The sequence below is a fragment of the Kocuria sp. NBRC 114282 genome (genome assembly GCF_030268385.1).
Taxonomy (GTDB): Bacteria; Actinomycetota; Actinomycetes; order Actinomycetales; family Micrococcaceae; genus Kocuria; species Kocuria palustris.
The window spans coordinates 151,416-167,300 of sequence record NZ_BSQO01000005.1 but is presented as its reverse complement, the minus strand read 5'-3'; the positions used below and the strand labels follow the sequence as shown (position 1 = coordinate 167,300).

General features: G+C 70.7%; 15 protein-coding genes and 1 pseudogene. 8 read left to right on the top strand and 8 right to left on the bottom strand.

Annotated features, from left to right (window positions below; genetic code table 11):
* Positions 1-306 precede the first annotated feature (306 nt).
* Positions 307-438: pseudogene (locus QSJ40_RS12910) on the top strand (sugar O-acetyltransferase); the annotation flags it as partial.
* Positions 439-456: 18 nt separating this feature from the next.
* Here QSJ40_RS12910 and QSJ40_RS10160 read toward each other — a convergent pair.
* Positions 457-1,263 carry an alpha/beta fold hydrolase gene (locus QSJ40_RS10160; RefSeq protein ID WP_053446750.1) on the bottom strand — a complete coding sequence of 269 codons (807 nt, stop codon included), beginning with the start codon at positions 1,261-1,263 and terminating at the stop codon, positions 457-459.
* A 238-nt stretch (positions 1,264-1,501) separates the two neighbouring features.
* On the opposite strand from QSJ40_RS10160, the gene QSJ40_RS10155 reads away from it, so the two are divergent.
* The 4 genes from QSJ40_RS10155 (at position 1,502) to QSJ40_RS10140 (ending at position 4,545) form a co-directional block, all read left to right on the top strand.
* Entirely contained in the window at positions 1,502-2,362 is an 861-nt protein-coding gene (locus QSJ40_RS10155) for an alpha-ketoglutarate-dependent dioxygenase AlkB (protein ID WP_352156438.1), read from the top strand.
* A gap of 35 nt (positions 2,363-2,397) precedes the next feature.
* Positions 2,398-2,958 carry a flavin reductase family protein gene (locus QSJ40_RS10150; RefSeq protein WP_024289307.1) on the top strand — a complete coding sequence of 187 codons (561 nt, stop codon included), beginning with the start codon at positions 2,398-2,400 and terminating at the stop codon, positions 2,956-2,958.
* Between the two features lie 250 nt (positions 2,959-3,208).
* Positions 3,209-3,820, top strand: coding sequence for a flavin reductase family protein (locus tag QSJ40_RS10145; RefSeq protein WP_006215677.1), 612 nt, complete (start codon positions 3,209-3,211; stop codon positions 3,818-3,820).
* A gap of 176 nt (positions 3,821-3,996) precedes the next feature.
* Positions 3,997-4,545: a YceI family protein gene (locus tag QSJ40_RS10140; RefSeq protein ID WP_006215678.1), complete on the top strand. Its 549-nt coding sequence runs from the start codon at positions 3,997-3,999 to the stop codon at positions 4,543-4,545.
* Positions 4,546-4,685: 140 nt separating this feature from the next.
* On the opposite strand, the gene QSJ40_RS10135 is transcribed toward QSJ40_RS10140, so the two are convergent.
* Positions 4,686-4,880 (bottom strand): hypothetical protein, encoded by a 195-nt coding sequence (locus tag QSJ40_RS10135; protein WP_024289305.1) that lies wholly within the window; start codon positions 4,878-4,880, stop codon positions 4,686-4,688.
* Positions 4,877-5,341, bottom strand: a complete 465-nt coding sequence (locus QSJ40_RS10130) for a cell division protein CrgA (RefSeq protein ID WP_006215680.1) — start codon at positions 5,339-5,341, stop codon at positions 4,877-4,879. Before QSJ40_RS10130 ends, QSJ40_RS10135 begins: the two co-directional genes overlap by 4 nt.
* 265 nt (positions 5,342-5,606) lie before the next feature.
* Between QSJ40_RS10130 and QSJ40_RS10125 the strand changes: the two genes are divergently transcribed.
* Genes QSJ40_RS10125 through QSJ40_RS10115 form a run of 3 tightly spaced genes read left to right on the top strand, consistent with a single transcriptional unit; the run spans position 5,607 to position 6,951 of the window.
* Complete coding sequence (locus QSJ40_RS10125) at positions 5,607-6,077, top strand: class E sortase (RefSeq protein WP_051990510.1); 471 nt, start codon at positions 5,607-5,609, stop codon at positions 6,075-6,077.
* Positions 6,078-6,090: 13 nt separating this feature from the next.
* On the top strand, positions 6,091-6,273 hold the full coding sequence (locus QSJ40_RS10120; RefSeq protein WP_006215682.1) for a hypothetical protein: 183 nt from the start codon (positions 6,091-6,093) through the stop codon (positions 6,271-6,273).
* A 39-nt stretch (positions 6,274-6,312) separates the two neighbouring features.
* Positions 6,313-6,951 carry an aminodeoxychorismate/anthranilate synthase component II gene (locus tag QSJ40_RS10115; RefSeq protein ID WP_006215683.1) on the top strand — a complete coding sequence of 213 codons (639 nt, stop codon included), beginning with the start codon at positions 6,313-6,315 and terminating at the stop codon, positions 6,949-6,951.
* A 73-nt stretch (positions 6,952-7,024) separates the two neighbouring features.
* On the opposite strand, the gene pknB is transcribed toward QSJ40_RS10115, so the two are convergent.
* From pknB to QSJ40_RS10090, 5 genes are read right to left on the bottom strand one after another with little or no spacing between them, the layout of a single operon-like run.
* Positions 7,025-9,280, bottom strand: a complete 2,256-nt coding sequence (gene pknB / locus QSJ40_RS10110) for a Stk1 family PASTA domain-containing Ser/Thr kinase (protein ID WP_285730694.1) — start codon at positions 9,278-9,280, stop codon at positions 7,025-7,027.
* 2 nt (positions 9,281-9,282) lie between these two features.
* The gene (locus QSJ40_RS10105) at positions 9,283-11,103 is read right to left on the bottom strand and encodes a protein kinase domain-containing protein (RefSeq protein WP_285730692.1); all 1,821 of its coding nucleotides are present in this window, start codon (positions 11,101-11,103) and stop codon (positions 9,283-9,285) included.
* The gene (locus QSJ40_RS10100) at positions 11,100-12,545 is read right to left on the bottom strand and encodes a peptidoglycan D,D-transpeptidase FtsI family protein (protein ID WP_285730690.1); all 1,446 of its coding nucleotides are present in this window, start codon (positions 12,543-12,545) and stop codon (positions 11,100-11,102) included. The genes QSJ40_RS10105 and QSJ40_RS10100 overlap by 4 nt, the downstream gene beginning before the upstream one ends.
* A complete protein-coding gene (locus QSJ40_RS10095) occupies positions 12,542-14,326 on the bottom strand; it encodes an FtsW/RodA/SpoVE family cell cycle protein (protein WP_285730688.1) in 1,785 nt (594 codons plus the stop codon). The genes QSJ40_RS10100 and QSJ40_RS10095 overlap by 4 nt, the downstream gene beginning before the upstream one ends.
* Positions 14,326-15,882 (bottom strand): PP2C family protein-serine/threonine phosphatase, encoded by a 1,557-nt coding sequence (locus QSJ40_RS10090; RefSeq protein ID WP_285730687.1) that lies wholly within the window; start codon positions 15,880-15,882, stop codon positions 14,326-14,328. The genes QSJ40_RS10095 and QSJ40_RS10090 overlap by 1 nt, the downstream gene beginning before the upstream one ends.
* Positions 15,883-15,885 lie beyond the last annotated feature (3 nt).

The window sequence follows — 15,885 nt, the reverse complement described above, 5'->3', positions numbered from 1 at the left end:
CGTCCTCATCGGCCTCGAGCCTGTCCAGCACCATCCGGACCGCACGGTCCCTGAACGACTGCGGATACTTCGCGGGCATGTCTCCATCCTCTCGATAAAGGATCGGAACGAAACCCAGGGCGGTTCAGCTTCGGCAGACACGCGGAGGAGCGCCTGCGACTGCTGTGCCTCTTGCGTGGGGCACGCAGGCCGCAATGTGCACTTCGAGCCGACGCTGCGCGTGGAGTTCGACTTCAACATCTCTGCGGGCGATGACTTCTACGTCAACTTTGACTGCGTGATGCTCGACGGCGGAGGGATCACCATGGCGATGGGGCGGTCATCGGATCGGGCAGCGTGGTCACCTCGGACGTGCCGGCTCGCAGCGTGGCCGCGGGCGTCCCTGCGCGAGTGCTCCGGGAGATCACCGACAGGGACCGCACCGGCTGGCCGAGCTGATGTCGGGGATCCTTCAGCTCAGTCGAGCTGGCTCAGGAAGCTCACGAGGGCGTCCGTGAACTCCTGAGGCGTCTCCATGGGCGGAGTATGCCCGGCACCGGGGATGGTCACCAGGCGGCCCTGGGGGAGGGCCTCCGCCATGCGCTGGCCGGCCCCGTTGTCGAAGGCGTCGTCCTCTCCGACGATCACCAGGCTCTGGAGCTGCAGCGCAGGCAGCAGCTGCCTGAAGTCCTGACGCGACGCACGCCCGCGCATGGAGGCCGCAGAGCCCTCGGCGGGGGCTGCGGCGATCATGGCTCGCACGGCTTCGGCGGTCTCCGGCTTCTGCTCGATGGTCTGAGGCGAGACCATCACGCTCAGGACCTTCTCGGCATAGGCGTCCATGCCGTCAGCGAGGATGGCGTCGGCGCCCACATGGCGGCGTCGTCGTCCGGCGCGGTCCTCCGCCTCCGGAACGGTGTCGCAGATGACCAGCCCGCGAAGATAGTCCGCGTGGTCGTGGGCGAACTGCATGGCGATCTGCCCGGCCATCGAGAATCCGAGCACGACGGCGGTCTCCACGCCCAGCTCATCCAGCAGCAGGACCAGGTCGTTCGAGAACTCCTCGGTGGAGACGATGCCCTCGGTCACCGCCGAGTCGCCGAATCCGCGCAGGTCCGGTGCGATGACCCGCCAGCCGGCCTCGACGAGCGCGGGGACCTGGGCGTTCCACATGGAACGGTCGTAGGCGTGTCCGTGCAGCAGGACGATGACCGGTCCGCTGCCCTGATCCGTGAAGGCGATGACGGTGTCGTCGATCTCGATGCTGCGCTCCTGTGAGCTCATGATGCGGCCTCCTGCGGCTGTGCGCGTCGGTGCTGGAGCGTGCGGTCCTCGACGGGCCGGCGCTTCTTGTGGTCCTGTCTCCAGCCTATGCAGGACCAGGGCGGGGCTGCTGTGCTGTCGGTGGACACGGATAGCCTCGGGCACATCGAAGCGAGACCGGTCTGGGGCCGGAGCGGCAGGCCGTGGACTGCGTCCGGAGGGGCGCGTCCAGGAGTCCGCGGGCAGGGAGGTGGAGCGGGTGAGCAGGGTGAGTCGGCTCAGGGGCCCCGGAGGTCCGGAGCTGTTCGATCTGCCGCGGGAGGCTCGAGAGGTCGCACCCGGAGCCGTTCATGTCCCGGACTGGCTCAGCCCGCAGGAGCAGGCCGAGCTCGTGGCGCAGTGCCGAGGGTGGTCGCGAGGCGATCACCGCATGCGCCACTACACGACCTCCACCGGCGGAGTGATGTCCGTGCAGTCCACGGTGCTGGGCCGCACCTGGGAGCTGCCGTGGGCCCCGACGATCTCATCGCCCGAGAGGGGAGCGGCGGCTGGGGAGCCGAAGTCCCCGCGGCCGGCCTCCGGTGACCGCCGTGCCGCGGCGGAGGGCAGCACCCCTGACGATGAAGCCGCCGTGGGGCAGCGGCTGCCCGAGGCGCTGTGGCATCTCGGTCGTCGTGGGGTCGCTGCGGCGTACGGGGAAGAGGCTCCGGAGGCCTCGTCGTTCGAGCCGACCACCGCGCTCGTGAACTACTACGACGCATCGGCGCGGATGGGACAGCATCAGGACCTTGATGAAGCGGGCCCGGAGCCGATCGTGTCTCTCTCCCTCGGGGACTCCTGCATCTTCCGCCTGGGCAATACGGAATCCCGCGGCCGGCCCCACCAGGACATCGTGCTGCGCAGCGGAGACCTCTTCGTCTTCGGGCGGCAGTCGCGGTGGGCCTTCCATGGGGTGCCGGCCATCCGCCCGGGAACGGGCGACCCGGCGCTCGGGTTGCGTCACGGCGGTCGGCTGAACATCACGATCCGATCCAACGTGCCCGGAAAGCCGGGGCGCGGGCCTCAGGTGCAGCGCAAGCGAGCGATGGCCGCCGATGCCACCGGCGGCGATAGACGCTGACCGGCGATCGACGGAGGCAGACAAGGGAGCAGCAGATGGAGATCGAGACCCCACCGCACAGCGTCCGGGCCGAGCCCGGGACCGAGGCGTTCACGGACGGCTACCGGCTGCTGGCCGAGGAGCTGGCTTCGGGCGTGGCCGTCGTGGCTGCGCGGCACCGGCGGCGGGACCACGCCGTGACCGTCACGGGCTGGCTCGACATCTCCTACGATCCGCCCACCATGGCTGTGAGCCTGTTCGATGAGGCACGGATCTGCGAAGCCGTCGAGTCCTCGCCCACGTGGACGCTGAGCGTCCTCCGCCGGGAGCAGGAGCCGACCGCGACCTGGCTGGCCTCGCCGGGCAACCCCGTCGACGGTCTGCTGGACGGGGTGGGCTTCCGCCGCTCGCCCGTGGGCGGCGCCGCCGTGCTGGATGGGGCACTGGCATGGTTCGAGCTCGAGACGCAGCAGATCCACCCGGCCGCCACGCACATGCTCGTCGTCGGCCGAGTCGTGGCCATGGGGCGGGGCGGTGAGCAGGGCGCCTCCACCAGTCAGGGCCAGGCCGGTCCCCTGGTCCACTGGGGCAGAGGGTTCCACGGGCTGAACAGCTGAGGCGGCGCGCGGCCTGCGCTGCGCCTTGCCATGCACCGAGGAATCTTCGGACGGCAGGCCCGTGTTGTGCTTTGTGAAGCACGCGAACCGCCGGGCCCCGCACTTGTGCAAGTCTGAGACGAATGCTGGGTCAGCAGGGCTGATCCGGGGAGCCTCAGCGCTCCTGCCGCGGGGAGCGCAGCGAGCGGGATCGCGCCCGTCGTCTGCGAAGAGGCCACGCCAGGGGCATATCGCAGGAGTAAGGAGTCAGATGTCGCAGCAGGACAGCGTCAGCACCGTGCAGGAGGGGCGGGAGGCCGAGGAGCGCACCGAGCAGCTCGCGGACTTCGTGGTGCCCCCGTCGCGGCTCGAGGACACCACGAGCCTCAAGGGTGAATTCGGAGCGATCTTCGGCAGTCACCCGGCAGGCGTGGCGGTGATCACGGCGGAGGGGCCCGACGGCCCGGTGGGACTCACCGCATCGTCGCTGTCCTCGGTCTCCGCCGATCCGCCCATCATCGGCTTCTCGCTGCAGGCCCGTCGCGGCTCCGCGGCCCTCGTCGCCGAGGCGGACACGCTGCTCGTGCATCTGCTGGACTCCTCCAACGTCGCGATCGCCCGTGCCTTCGCGACCCACGGTGCGCCGCGCTTCGGCGACGCCATGAACTGGCGGCAGCTTCCGACCGGGGAGCCGCTGCTCACGGACGTCGGCCGCGTGATGCGCGTGGAGCCCCTGGCCCGCATCAAGGCCGGCCCGGCCCTGGTCTTCAACTGCGGCGTGCTAGAGATCCTCGGGTCCGAGCCTGCCGGGGCCCCGCTGGTCTATCACCAGCGTCAGTTCCACAGCCTGTCGGAGTCCACGGTCGCCGAGTACCAGATCTGAGCATCTGCCCAGGTCAGAGAGCCTCGCCGCAGTAGCAGGGCTCAACCCGCTCCAGATGGTTGACATGTCACGCCAGGTGCGCGTAGGTTGGGTGACATATCAACCAGCTGGTTGCGGAAGCCCGCACCAGCGGACCGACGCGCAGCGGCACAGCCGTTGCTGACAGGAGGAATCCCATGAGCACTCTCGATCGCCTCACCCCCGGCACCTGGACCTTCGACCCCGCCCACTCGGAGGTCGGCTTCGTGGTCCGCCACGCCGGCATCTCCAAGGTCCGCGGCTCGTTCCACGATGTCACCGCAGATTTCGTCGTCGCCGAGCAGGTCGAGGACTCCAGCATCGACGCCGTCATCAAGACCGCCTCGATCGACACCGGCGACGAGAGCCGCGACGCCCACCTGCGCACCGCCGACTTCTTCGACGTCGAGAACAAGCCGGAGATCACCTTCCACTCCACGAGCATCCAGCTCGGCGGCGGGGAGGGCACCATCACCGGCGAGCTCACGATCAACGGCGTGACCCGCACGGTCGAGCTCGACACTGAGTTCAACGGCGTGGTCGTGGACGCCTTCGAGACCACCCGCGCCGGCTTCGAGGCCACCACCACGATCTCCCGCAAGGACTTCGGGCTGACCTGGAACGCGGCCATCGAGGCCGGCGGCGTCCTGGTCTCCGACAAGGTCGTGCTCAACCTGGACGTTGCCTTCACCGCTCCCCAGGCCTGAGACCCGCCGCGCCGTCTGTCTGCCCCCCCCTCCCGGCGGACGCAGGCTGCGCAGCGCGCAAGGACGAAGCGCCCGTCACCGGATCCCTCCGGTGACGGGCGCTTCGTCGTCTGCGGCAGCTCCCGAGGGGCGCGGTCGGCTCAGCGCAGGGAGGAGGCGATCCACCCGATCAGCGGGATCGCGACGACCAGCAGCAGGACGAGGCGACGCACGCGGACCTCGAACAGCGCAGCGCCGCGGGAGGAGCTGCGGGCCTCCTTGGCGATCTCGTCCTTGAGGGGCTCGGGCTCGCGGTCGTCTTCGGGGCCGCCCTGCGACGGCTGCTGCGGGGTCAACGCCACCTCGTGGTCATCAGCAGCCCGATCATCATCAGACCGATGCCGATGCCCACATTCCAGTACCCGATGCCCGGGATGGGGTAGCTGAAGTCGAGCAGATACCACAGGATGAGCCAGGCCAGACCGATGACGATCAGACCGAACATGATCACCTGGTACCAGACGGGAGTCGGATCGGCGTCCGGGGCGGTGGCGCGCGAGGAGACCTTGATCTCCTCGGCGAGCTCCTCGGCATCGCGCTCGTCATCGGGCTCCTCGCCCGAGCTGATGCGGGCGTCCCGAGCAGCGGCCGCGGCGCGCTGGTCGCGCTCCCAGCGTCGCCGCTGGGCCTCCGGCAGGGCCTCGACGGCCAGGCGGGTGAGCTCCTCGTCCACGGCGGCCGTGGACGAGGTCGAGCCGGCAGCCTTCGAGGCCGCGGAAGACCCCGAGCGGAACCGGCGCTTCTTGGACTGGGACACGGATGCAACCTCCTGCTGTGGTGGCCCTGGCCGCAGCGGGTCGCCCCACGAAGCGGCCCCGTCATGGATTTCGACCAGGCCGAGAACCCGCCCATACTATCGGCAGCCTCTGAAGCGCCGCCTGTGCGCCTCCTCAGCGTCTGGGATGCTCCCCACTTCCGCACCCCCCCCGGTCGCCGCGGCGAGCGACGTCCCCCGAGGGAACATCGTGAGCACAGTCGCGCAGCCGCATGCGCCTCGACGACCTGCCTCCAGCATCGCAGCCGTGATCTCCGTGATCGGCGAGGGCTACTCGCGGCCGGTGATCGAGGGGACGACCTCAGAGGTGCTCGACACCTTCGGCCTGGGCCACTACCCGGGCACGGCCATGCCTGGCGACGAGGGCAATTTCGCGGTGGCTGGGCACCGGCAGACCAACGGCGCGGTGCTGGATCACATCGACGCCCTCACGGAGGGCGAGCGCATCCACGTGCGCACCGCTGACGGCTACTACACGTACCTGTACTCCGAGACGCTGATCGTGCTGCCCACCCAGACCGACGTGATCGCCCCCGTGCCGGGCGAGCCCGGTGAGCCGGCCGACGGCGGCTGCATGACGCTGACCAGCTGCAATCCGCGCTTCGGGGACACCGAGCGCATCATCGTCCACGCGCAGCTGGAGTCGTGGCGCCCGAACTCCGCCGGGCCGCCCCCCGATATCGCCGACGTCGTCCAGCGCGACGCCGACGGACAATGAGACAGGAGAGCTCATGTACGCCTGGATCTTCTGCCGCCTGCCCGGCCCCTTGGCGGTCAAGGCGATGCTCACCGTCCTCCTGATCGCGCTGGTGGTGCTCGCGCTGATGCAGTACGTCTTCCCCTGGGTGCAGGAGGAGTTCTCGCCGCTGCAGGGCGAGATCACCATGGACACCTCGTCCGCGTCGCAGCAGTAGCCTGGACGCCAGAGCATCCGCAGCCCTCAGGAGGTCGCCGTGACCGTGAAAATCCTCGTCGTCGACAACTACGACAGCTTCGTCTACACCCTCGTGGGGTACCTCCAGCAGCTGGGGGCGCAGACCACCGTGGTGCGCAACGACGATCTCAGCGAGACCGAGATCGCGCAGCTGGCGGATCAGCACGACGGCGTCCTGCTCTCTCCCGGGCCCGGCACCCCTGCGGAGGCCGGGGTGTGCGCCTCCCTGGTCCGACGCGCGGAGCGCACCGGCCAGCCCCTGTTCGGGGTGTGCCTGGGACACCAGTCGCTCGGCCAGGTCTTCGGCGGGACCGTCGGGCACTCGGAGCAGCTCATGCACGGCAAGACCTCCGAGGTCAGCCACGAGGACGACGGCATCTTCGCAGGCGTCCCGTCGCCCTTCATCGCGACCCGCTACCACTCGCTGTCGGTCTCCGCGCAGGACGTCCCCGAGGTCCTGCGGGTCACCGCCTGGACCGAGGACGGGCACATCATGGGCCTGTCTCACCGCAGTGCCCCCATCCATGGAGTGCAGTTCCATCCGGAGTCCGTGCTCACCGAGGGCGGGCATCTCATGCTCGGCAACTGGCTCGAGATGTGCGGCCTCTCCGGCGCCGCCGAGAAGGCGGCGGATCTCTCCCCGCTGCTGGCGCGCTGAGCGCGGACTCGGACGGCGCAGACAGCGAAGCGGCCCCGGTCAGATCTGACCGGGGCCGCTTCGCTGTCTGCGCTCAGGCTTCCGAGGGGCTCGAGGCGGCGCTGCCGGCCTCCTCGGCACGGGCTGCGGAGTCCTCCGCCGAGCCGCTGGGAGCGGAGCCGGAGCCGCGGCTGGAGCCGCCGGAGCCGGAGGAGCCCCCGGAGCCGGACGAACCGCCCGAAGCGGAGGAGCCGCCCGAACCGGAGCTGCTCGAGCTGCTGGGCCGGTCCGCCGTCGGAGCGGGGGAGCTGGGCTCCTGAGTCGGCTCCTCCGTGGGCTCCTCGGTCGGCTCTTCGGTGGCGTCCTCCGTGGGGTCCTGAGTCGGCTCCTCCGTGGGCTCCTCGGAGGTCGGCTCCGAGGTGGGCTCGTCGCTGCCGTCGTCCTCAGGGGTGGTGGGCTGCGGAGCCGGGGGCGCGGCCGCCACGGTGATCGTGATGGTGCTGCCCTGCGTGACGTCCTGGCCGCCCTCCACCGACTGCCGGATGACGGTGCCGGCCGCATACTCCGAGGTCCGCTCCTCGGCCACCGAGGTGCCGAGCTGGGTGTCATCGGCGCCGAGCCGATCCGCGGCCTCGGACTGCGTCATGCCCAGGACGTCCGGGACGGTGACGCGACCGGTGGAGAGGATGAGTCCCACGGACGAGTCGCGGGGGACCTCCGAGCCTCCCTCCGGATCGGTGGCCACGACCATGTCCGCGGGGACGGTCGGGGAGTTGCGGGTCTGCGTCTCCTCGGCGGCCTCGAGGCCGGCGGCGGAGATCATCTCGCGGGCGTAGCTCTCCGACTGGCCCTCGAGATCCGAGGGGACCGTCACGGCCTCGCTGCCCTGGGACACGGTGATCGTGACCGAGGAGCCCTCGTCCACCTCCGTGCCCTCGCCGGGATCGACGGAGATCACGTGGTCGCGCTCGACGTCGGAGCTGAGCTCCTCCTCGGTGTCGACCACTAATCCGGCGTCCTCGAGCTGGTTCTGCGCATCATCGGCCTCGAGTCCCACGACATCCGGGACGTCGACCTGCTCCGGACCGCGGTTGAGCCACAGGAACGCGGCGACGGCCGCGGCCGCCAGCAGCAGGAGCAAGGGGATCAGCCAGACCAGGGGGTTGCGGCGCTTGCGGTCCCGGTCCGAGGCCGGGGTGCGACCGCCGCGCGGGGCATCCGGATCGAAGCCCGACCCGCCGCCGCCCGCCGCGGAGGCGGTGCTCGGGTCATCGGCGGACGGCGTGATCGTGAAGACGGGGGCGGCCTGCCCAGCCTGACCCTGGGAGGAGCCGCCGGCCGCTGCCGCACCGGCTGCAGCGCCGCCCGCCGCGCCGAGACCGGCCGCTGCGGCCGGGGTGACGGCCGTGTGCGGACCGTCTGCGGGCTCGCCGGCGCCGTCGGCGGCGGCTCCGGTCGCGGCGATCGGACGGGTCATGGTCGTGGCGTCGATCCGTGCGGGCTCGCGCAGCTCGACGACGGCGCGGCGCATCTCCTCGGCGGACTGGAAGCGGGAGTCGCGCGGCTTGGCCAGCGCCTGGAGCATGAACGTGTCGAACTGCGGGTGCAGCTGAGGCGCCAGGCTCGAGGGCTGGGGAGGGGCGTCGCGGACGTGCTGGGCCGCGATGTCCACCGAGGCCTCGCCCACGAACGGCGCCCGGCCGGTGAGCATCTCGAAGAACACGCAGGCCGCGGAGTAGAGATCGGAGCGGGCATCGACGTTCTCGCCGCGAGCCTGCTCCGGGGAGAGGTACTGGGCGGTGCCCAGCACGGCCTGGGTCTGGGTGAGCGCGGCTTGGGTGTCCTCGACGGCGCGGGCGATGCCGAAGTCCATGACCTTGACCCGGTCGTCCGGGGTGATGATCACGTTCGCGGGCTTGATATCGCGGTGGACGATGCCCGAGCGGTGGCTGTAGGCCAGGGCATCGAGTATGCCCTCCATGGCATTCACGGCGTCCTCGGTGCTGAGCCGATCCTCGCGGATCAGCTGTCGAAGCGTCTGGCCCGGCACGTACTCCATGACGATGTACGGGCAGGCGATGTCCGAGGGGACGTCCGGCGGGATCTCGCCGGTGTCGTACACCGAGGTGATCGTGTGGTGGTTCAGCCCGGCGACCGCCTGCGCCTCCCGCTGGAACCGCTCCTGGAAGGAGTCGTCGCGGGCGAGCTCGGGCTTGAGCACCTTGATGGCCACGTCGCGTCCGAGCCTCCGGTCGGAGGCCTTGTAGACGGTCGCCATGCCGCCGCGTCCGATGGTCTCCTTGACCTCGTAGCGGTTGTTGATCAGCTCGGGAATGGGGGACTGCTCCATGATCAGCCTTCCACGGGCAGGGACTGCTCGGCGCCGGGGGAGGCGTCGGCCGAAACTGCTGCGTTCTGTTCGGTGTCGAGCGCGTCGGGGCTGGGGCCCTGCTCCGACGCGGCACGGGTCTGGGAGGTCCCGGCGGATGCCGCGGAGGTCTGGTCATCGGCGCTGCCCGCGACGGTCAGGGCGACCGAGGAGCCGACCTCGACCTCCTGGCCCTCGGCGGGGTCCGAGCTGACGACGTCGCCGTCGTCCTGCGCGTCGGACTCCTCGTAGTAGATGTCCACGTTCACGCCCAGGGCAGTGATGTCATCGGCGGCGTCCTGCGCCGGGCGACCGGTCAGGTCATCGGGCAGGGTGGCCATCTCCGGGCCGCTCGAGTGCGTCACGGTCACGGTGTCCCCGGGGTTCAGGGTGCCGGCCGGCGAGACGGCGAGCACCTCGCCCTCGGGGCGGCTGCTGCTGGCCTGGCCGACCTGCTCCACGTTCAACCCCCGGCTCGTCAGATCGGCCACGACGTCGTCGACGTCCAGCCCGATCAGGTCCTGGGCGACGACCTCGACGCTCCCGCCCCCGGCCCCGCTCGAGGCGCCGGCGGTCGAGACGGTCCCCTCCGGGGTCCTCGAGTCGTCGCCCCCGCTGCCCAGGACGAGCATGACGGCCAGCCCGATCACCACGAGAGTCAGGACGATGACGGCGCCGATGAGCATGGGCGCGGTCCTCGAGCCGCCGCCTTCGGCCTTCGAGGACCCGGAGCCGCCGCTCGAGGAGCCGCCGCTCGAGGAGCTGCGCGGGGCCGCCGGGTTGCCCGTGCGATCGGGGCCCGAGGGCGCGGGGGTCACGGGGTCGACGGTGTCGAAGGCCGCGGTGGAATCGTCGGCGGAATCCTCCTGGGCGCGCTCGCCCGCAGCGGCGGAGCTCGCGGGCCTGGCGTCGGCTCCTGTGGGGCCGGAGACCTCTCCGTTCAGGAAGGGGCGCATGCCCGGAACGGCCACGACGGCGGCCTCGAGGTCGTCTCGTCGGATCGCGTCCACCGCGCTGGCCACCGCACCGGCCGTGGACGGGCGGTCCGCCGGGTCCTTGGCGAGCATGGACATGATCAGCGCGCGCGGCCCCGGCGGGACATCCTTGGGCAGCGGCGGGGGCGGGTCGTTGACCTGCGCCAGGGCGATCGCGATCTGCGAATCGCCGGTGAACGGGCGCTTTCCGGCCAGGCACTCGTAGCCGATGATGCCCAGCGAGTAGATGTCCGAGGAGCCGGTGGCGGTCTGACCGGTGGCCTGCTCGGGAGCCAGGTACTGGGCGGTGCCCATGACCTGGCCCGTGGCCGTCAGCGGGACCTGATCGGCCACGCGGGCGATCCCGAAGTCGGTGACCTTCACGCGCTTCTCCGGCGTGATCATCAGGTTGCCGGGCTTGACGTCGCGGTGCACGAGACCCTGCGCGTGCGCGGCGGCCAGCGCCCGGGCCGTCTGCCCGATGTAGTTCAGGACATCGTCCACGGGCAGGCGGCGGTCGCGGTCGATCAGGTTCGACAGCGGCTCACCCGGGACCAGCTCCATGACGAGGTAGGCGGAGCCGTCGTCCTCGCCGTAGTCGTAGACGTTGGCCACACCCGGGTGATTGAGCAGCGCGGTATGCCGAGCCTCGGCGCGGAAGCGCTGGAGGAAGCTCGGATCGCCGTTGTACTCCTCCTTGAGGATCTTCACCGCGACGATGCGGCCCAGGACCTGGTCCTTCGCCTTCCACACCTCGCCCATGCCGCCGATCGCGATCCGATCGGTCAGGGCGTACCGGCCGCCGAGGACAGTCTTCTTGGAGGGCCTCATCGGGTGAGCACCTCCTCGAACATGCGCTGTGCAGTGGGGGACGTCAGCGTGGAGGCCGTGGTGGTGTCCACGTCCTCGAACACGACGGCGATCGCGATCTCCGGATCATCCGCGGGCGCGAAGCCGGTGAACCAGGAGTCCGTGAGGCCCGTCTCGGAGCCGATCTCCGCGGTGCCGGTCTTGCCCGCCACCGAGTGACCGGGCACCGCGGCGCCGCGGGCGATTCCATTGTCCACGTCGGAGACCATCAGATCCTCCAGGGTGTCAGCGACATCCGCAGAGGTCGCCTGGTTCAGCTCTTCGGGCTCGAAGTCCTGGATCACCGACAGGTCCGAGGAGCGGACCTGGTCCACGAGCTGGGGCTTCATCAGGACGCCGTCGTTGCCGAGGGCCGCCGAGATCATGGCGACCTGCATGGGGGTTGAGCGGACGTCGTACTGCCCGATCGAGGCCATGGCGAGCTCGGCGTCGGTCATGCCCTCCGGGAAGCTGGACGGCGTCACGGACATGGGGATGTCGAGGTCCTGGCCGTAGCCGAAGTTCTCCGCGGTCTGGGCGATCCGGTCCTCGCCGAGGTCCATGGCGACCTGGGCGAACGGCACGTTGCAGGAGTTCTCGAGGGCGAACTGCAGGTCGGCCACGTCGCGAGCATCGCACGGGCCGCCGCGGTAGTTCGGCAGGGTGATGCTCGTGCCGGGCAGCTCGAGCTCCTGGGGGTTCGGGATCTCGGTGTCGGTCGTGTACTCGCCGGACTCCAGGGCCGCGACGGTGTCGATCAGCTTGAACGTGGAGGCCGGGGCGTAGAGATCGCCGCCGATCGTGCGATTGACCAGAGGCTGGGCCGGATCGCTGCTGTAGGCCTCCGATGCGGCCATCACGGACTCGGTGTCGTGCGAGGACATCTTGTTGGGGTCGAACCCCGGCGAGGACGCCATGGCCAGGATCCGGCCGGTGTCAGGCTCGATCGCCACGACGGCGCCCTGGCGGCCCTGGAGCGAATCGTGGGCGATCTGCTGCAGCTCGGGATCCAGCGTGGTCTCGACCGAGGCGCCCGTCTGCTGCTCGCCGGACAGCGTGGACATCACCCGGTTGTAGAACTGGTCGTCCGAGGAGCCGGAGAGCTCATCGCCCATCTCCTGCTCGAGCGCCGTGGCGCCGTAGACGGGGGAGAAGTACCCGGTGACCTCGGAGTAGAGATCGCCCTGCGGGTACTCCCGGGCGAAGGCGTAGTCGCCCTCGGTGGGCACCGAGCGGGCGATCTCCTCGCCGCCTGCCAGGATCGAGCCGCGGTCCCTGCCGAACTGCTCGTACAGGGTGCGGGTGTTCCAGGGGTCGGCTGCGAGCGAGCGCTGCTGGAAGAACATGATGGACGTCAGGGCCAGCAGCAGCACCGCGAACATGGCGACGGCTGCCATCCACACGTGACGGATCGAGCGGTTCACGGCCTGCCTCCTCTGGTGTCCTGCGGGCTCTGGTGCTGGGCTGACCCGCCGGAGCGGCGGGGCCGCAGGTCTGCGGCCGGGTCGGGGGTGCGGATCTCGGTGGGCTCGTCGTCCGCATCAGCTGCTGCGGAGCGGGAGCCGCGGGCCAGCGGGACGACCTCGGTCTCCTCGGAGCTGGCCTCGGGGGCCAGCTCGCGAGCTCGGCCGGAGCCGCCTCGGCTCTGCGTCCCGGGCAGGCCCGAGGCTCGCCGAGCGGCCGAGCCTGCGGGGGCCTCCTCCTCAGGATCGTCGTCGGAGCGCTCCTCGCGACGCGCGCGACGGCGCTCGGCGCGCTCGAGGCGAGCGGCCTCCTCCGCCTTGGCCCGCTCGGCCTCCTCCTGCTCGTGGGCCTCGAACTCGGCGATCTCCTCGTCACTGGCCGGGCCGTACACGATCGGGCGGCGAGCGGAATGCGAGATCGCGAGCAGCAGCGCCACGATGATCCAGTTCGAGAGCATCGAGGAGCCGCCTGCCGACATGAACGGAGTGGTCAGGCCCGTCAGGGGGATCACGCGGGTCACGCCGCCGACGACGACGAACAGCTGGATGACCATGATCGAGGCCATGCCGGCGGCGAGCAGCTTGCCGAACGTGTCCGGGGTGCCCAGCGAGGCCCGGTAGCCGCGCGAGGCCAGCAGGAAGAACAGGATGAGGATCGCGGACACGCCGATGAGCCCGAGCTCCTCGCCGAAGGCCGTGATGATCATGTCCGAATTGGCATAGGAGACCAGATCGGGTCGGCCCTGGCCCCAGCCCTGGCCGAACAGCCCGCCGGAGGCCAGGCCGAACAGGCCCTGCACGATCTGGCGCGAGCCGCCGACGGGGGCGTCGTAGATCTCCGGATCGAAGGCGTGGATCCAGGAGTCGAGACGGGCCGCGACGTGGCCGAAGGTCTGAGAGGCCACGAAGCCCCCGGCGGCCACGAAGATCAGCCCCAGGATGATCCAGCTCAGGCGGCCGGTGGCGAGGTAGAGCATGGCCACGAACAGGCCGAAGAACAGGATCGCGGTGCCGAGGTCGCGCTGCAGCACGAGCACCCCGATGGCCACGAGCCACGCGGCGAACAGGGGCGCGAGATCCCGGAAGCGCGGCAGATGCAGGGGACCGATCTTGGGCCCGGCCAGCAGGATGACGTCGCGGTTCGTGGACAGGTAGCCCGCGAAGAAGATCGCCAGGGTGATCTTGGCTATCTCGCCGGGCTGGAAGGTCCGCCCGCCGATGGAGATCCAGATCCGTGCTCCGTTGATCTCGGTGCCGAGCCCGGGCAGCAGCGGCAGGATCAGCAGCAGGGCGGAGGCCACCAGCGAGATGTAGGTCACCTTGCGAAGCGCCCGGTGGTCCCTGAGCAGCAGGAGCACCGCGGCAGCGGCGGCCACGCCCACGCCCGTCCACAGCAGCTGGCTGCCTGCGGCGTCCGAGTCCATCAGCAGGTCGATCCGGTGGATCATCGCCAGGCCGAGGCCGTTGAGGGTCACGACGATCGGCAGGATGTACGGATCCGCGTACGGGGCGCGGATCCACAGGATGACATGCACGAGCAGGGAGCCGCCGCCCAGCACGATCGCGGTGCGCAGCACATGCCCGCTGTCCTCGGCGAAGCGCTCAGGGTCCACGAGGAAGTTGGCCCCGACGGCCAGGGCGAGCGCGAGCAGCAGCAGCACGAGCTCGGTCACGCGCCTGCGGCGCTGGATCGGCTCCCGCGAGGCGGTGCCGAGTGCGGGGGCGGCGGCCTGGGTCGACATCAGCCCTCCCCTCCCTCATCGGCGCTTCTGGAGGACTCGGGGTAGTTCACGGTGCCGGTGGAGCCGGGCGAGGGCTCGCGGCTGGCCGAGTCCTGCGCCTCGTCCTCGGCCTCCTGGCGCTCGCGGTCGGAGCGCGCGGCGTCCGAGCGCAGCCCGAGCACGATGCTCTCGGCGTGGCCGAGGTCATCGGCGGCGATCGTGTCCTCGACTCGCGAGCGGGCGTAGCCGGGGAGGTCGTCGACCGCCAGGTCGGTGGACTGCTGGACCTCGGAGAGCTGGATGGGCCCGAGGCTCTGGTCCACCCCCTGGTAGATCGCGACGTTGTCGCCGTCGGAGCCGACGAAGTACTGCCCCCGGGTCCATGCATAGGCCAGCGCCCCGGCCGTGACGAGCGCGGCGACCACGAGGATCGCCACGACGCTGCCGATGATCCGGCCGCGCCGGTGCGAGCTGCGGGTCTGCAGGGCGGAGTCGACCTCGGAGATGTCCGTGAGGGAGTCCGCGGCGGAGGTCCGCACGAGGGTCGCACGACGTGCGGCCGCGGAGCCGCTCACGGTGGGGATGCGGCCGGTCTGCGTGGCGTTGGCCGCTGCACCCACCAGGACATGCGGCAGCTCGTCGAGACCGCGGCGCAGCTCGGCCGCGCTGGTGTCCTGCGGCTCCTGGGGCTGCTCCTGCGCAGACGCCGCCCACGGTGCCGGCGCCGTGACGGCCTCGGGCTCCTGCGCGGGAGCGGAGGCGCGGGCCCGTTCGGTGAGCTGATCGGAGGTCAGAGCCTCGTCCGGATCCGGCAGCGCGCCGGTCAGGTCGGTCTCAGCGGACTCGAGGTCGGCGGCGTCGACGACCTCGAGCACGACCACCGTGACGTTGTCCGGGGCGCCGCGCTTGAGGGTCGCGCGCACCAGGGTCTGGGCGATCTCGTCGAGCTCGGCGTCCGAGCGCAGCAGCGACTCGATCGCCGCGGGCTTCATGACCGCGTTGAGCCCGTCGGAGCACAGCAGCCAGCGCTCGCCGACGACGGCGTCGTAGACCTCGGCCTCGAGCTCGGGCGAGGCGTCGACATCGCCGAGGACGCGCATCAGGACGTTGCGATGCGGGTGGGTCTCGGCCTCCTCCGGGCGCAGGCGGCCTTCCTCGATGAGGCGCTGCACGAAGGTGTGGTCGGTGGTGATCTGCTCGAAGGCGTCGCCGCGCAGGCGGTAGGCGCGGGAATCGCCGATGTGGCACAGGGCGATCTGATCGCCGTCGATGAGCAGCGAGGTCACGGTGGTGCCCATGCCGGCCAGGCGCGGCTGCTGGCGCACCAGCTCCGCGAGGTTCTGGTTGGCGTTCTGGATCTCGTCGGCGAGCTCGGTCACGGCGTGGCCGCCGAAGCCGCCGCGGTCCAGATGCGTCAGGTCGATCACGGCCGATGCCGAGGCGACGTCACCGCCGACGTGCCCGCCCATGCCGTCGGCGACGACGGCGAGATGACGACCCGCGTAGGCGGAGTCGTCGTTCTTGGAGCGGATCCTGCCCACATCCGAGCGGGCGGCGAAGCGGAAGGCGAGGGCCATGGG

What these genes read in the sequence shown, in the direction of transcription:
- QSJ40_RS10090 (WP_285730687.1), bottom strand. Translation starts at nt 15,882, where the DNA reads ATGGCCCTCGCCTTCCGCTTCGCCGCCCGCTCGGATGTGGGCAGGATC.
- QSJ40_RS10160 (WP_053446750.1), bottom strand. Translation starts at nt 1,263, where the DNA reads ATGAGCTCACAGGAGCGCAGCATCGAGATCGACGACACCGTCATCGCC.
- QSJ40_RS10140 (WP_006215678.1), top strand. Translation starts at nt 3,997, where the DNA reads ATGAGCACTCTCGATCGCCTCACCCCCGGCACCTGGACCTTCGACCCC.
- QSJ40_RS10120 (WP_006215682.1), top strand. Translation starts at nt 6,091, where the DNA reads ATGTACGCCTGGATCTTCTGCCGCCTGCCCGGCCCCTTGGCGGTCAAG.
- QSJ40_RS10105 (WP_285730692.1), bottom strand. Translation starts at nt 11,103, where the DNA reads ATGAGGCCCTCCAAGAAGACTGTCCTCGGCGGCCGGTACGCCCTGACC.
- QSJ40_RS10145 (WP_006215677.1), top strand. Translation starts at nt 3,209, where the DNA reads ATGTCGCAGCAGGACAGCGTCAGCACCGTGCAGGAGGGGCGGGAGGCC.
- pknB (WP_285730694.1), bottom strand. Translation starts at nt 9,280, where the DNA reads ATGGAGCAGTCCCCCATTCCCGAGCTGATCAACAACCGCTACGAGGTC.
- QSJ40_RS10095 (WP_285730688.1), bottom strand. Translation starts at nt 14,326, where the DNA reads ATGTCGACCCAGGCCGCCGCCCCCGCACTCGGCACCGCCTCGCGGGAG.
- QSJ40_RS10150 (WP_024289307.1), top strand. Translation starts at nt 2,398, where the DNA reads ATGGAGATCGAGACCCCACCGCACAGCGTCCGGGCCGAGCCCGGGACC.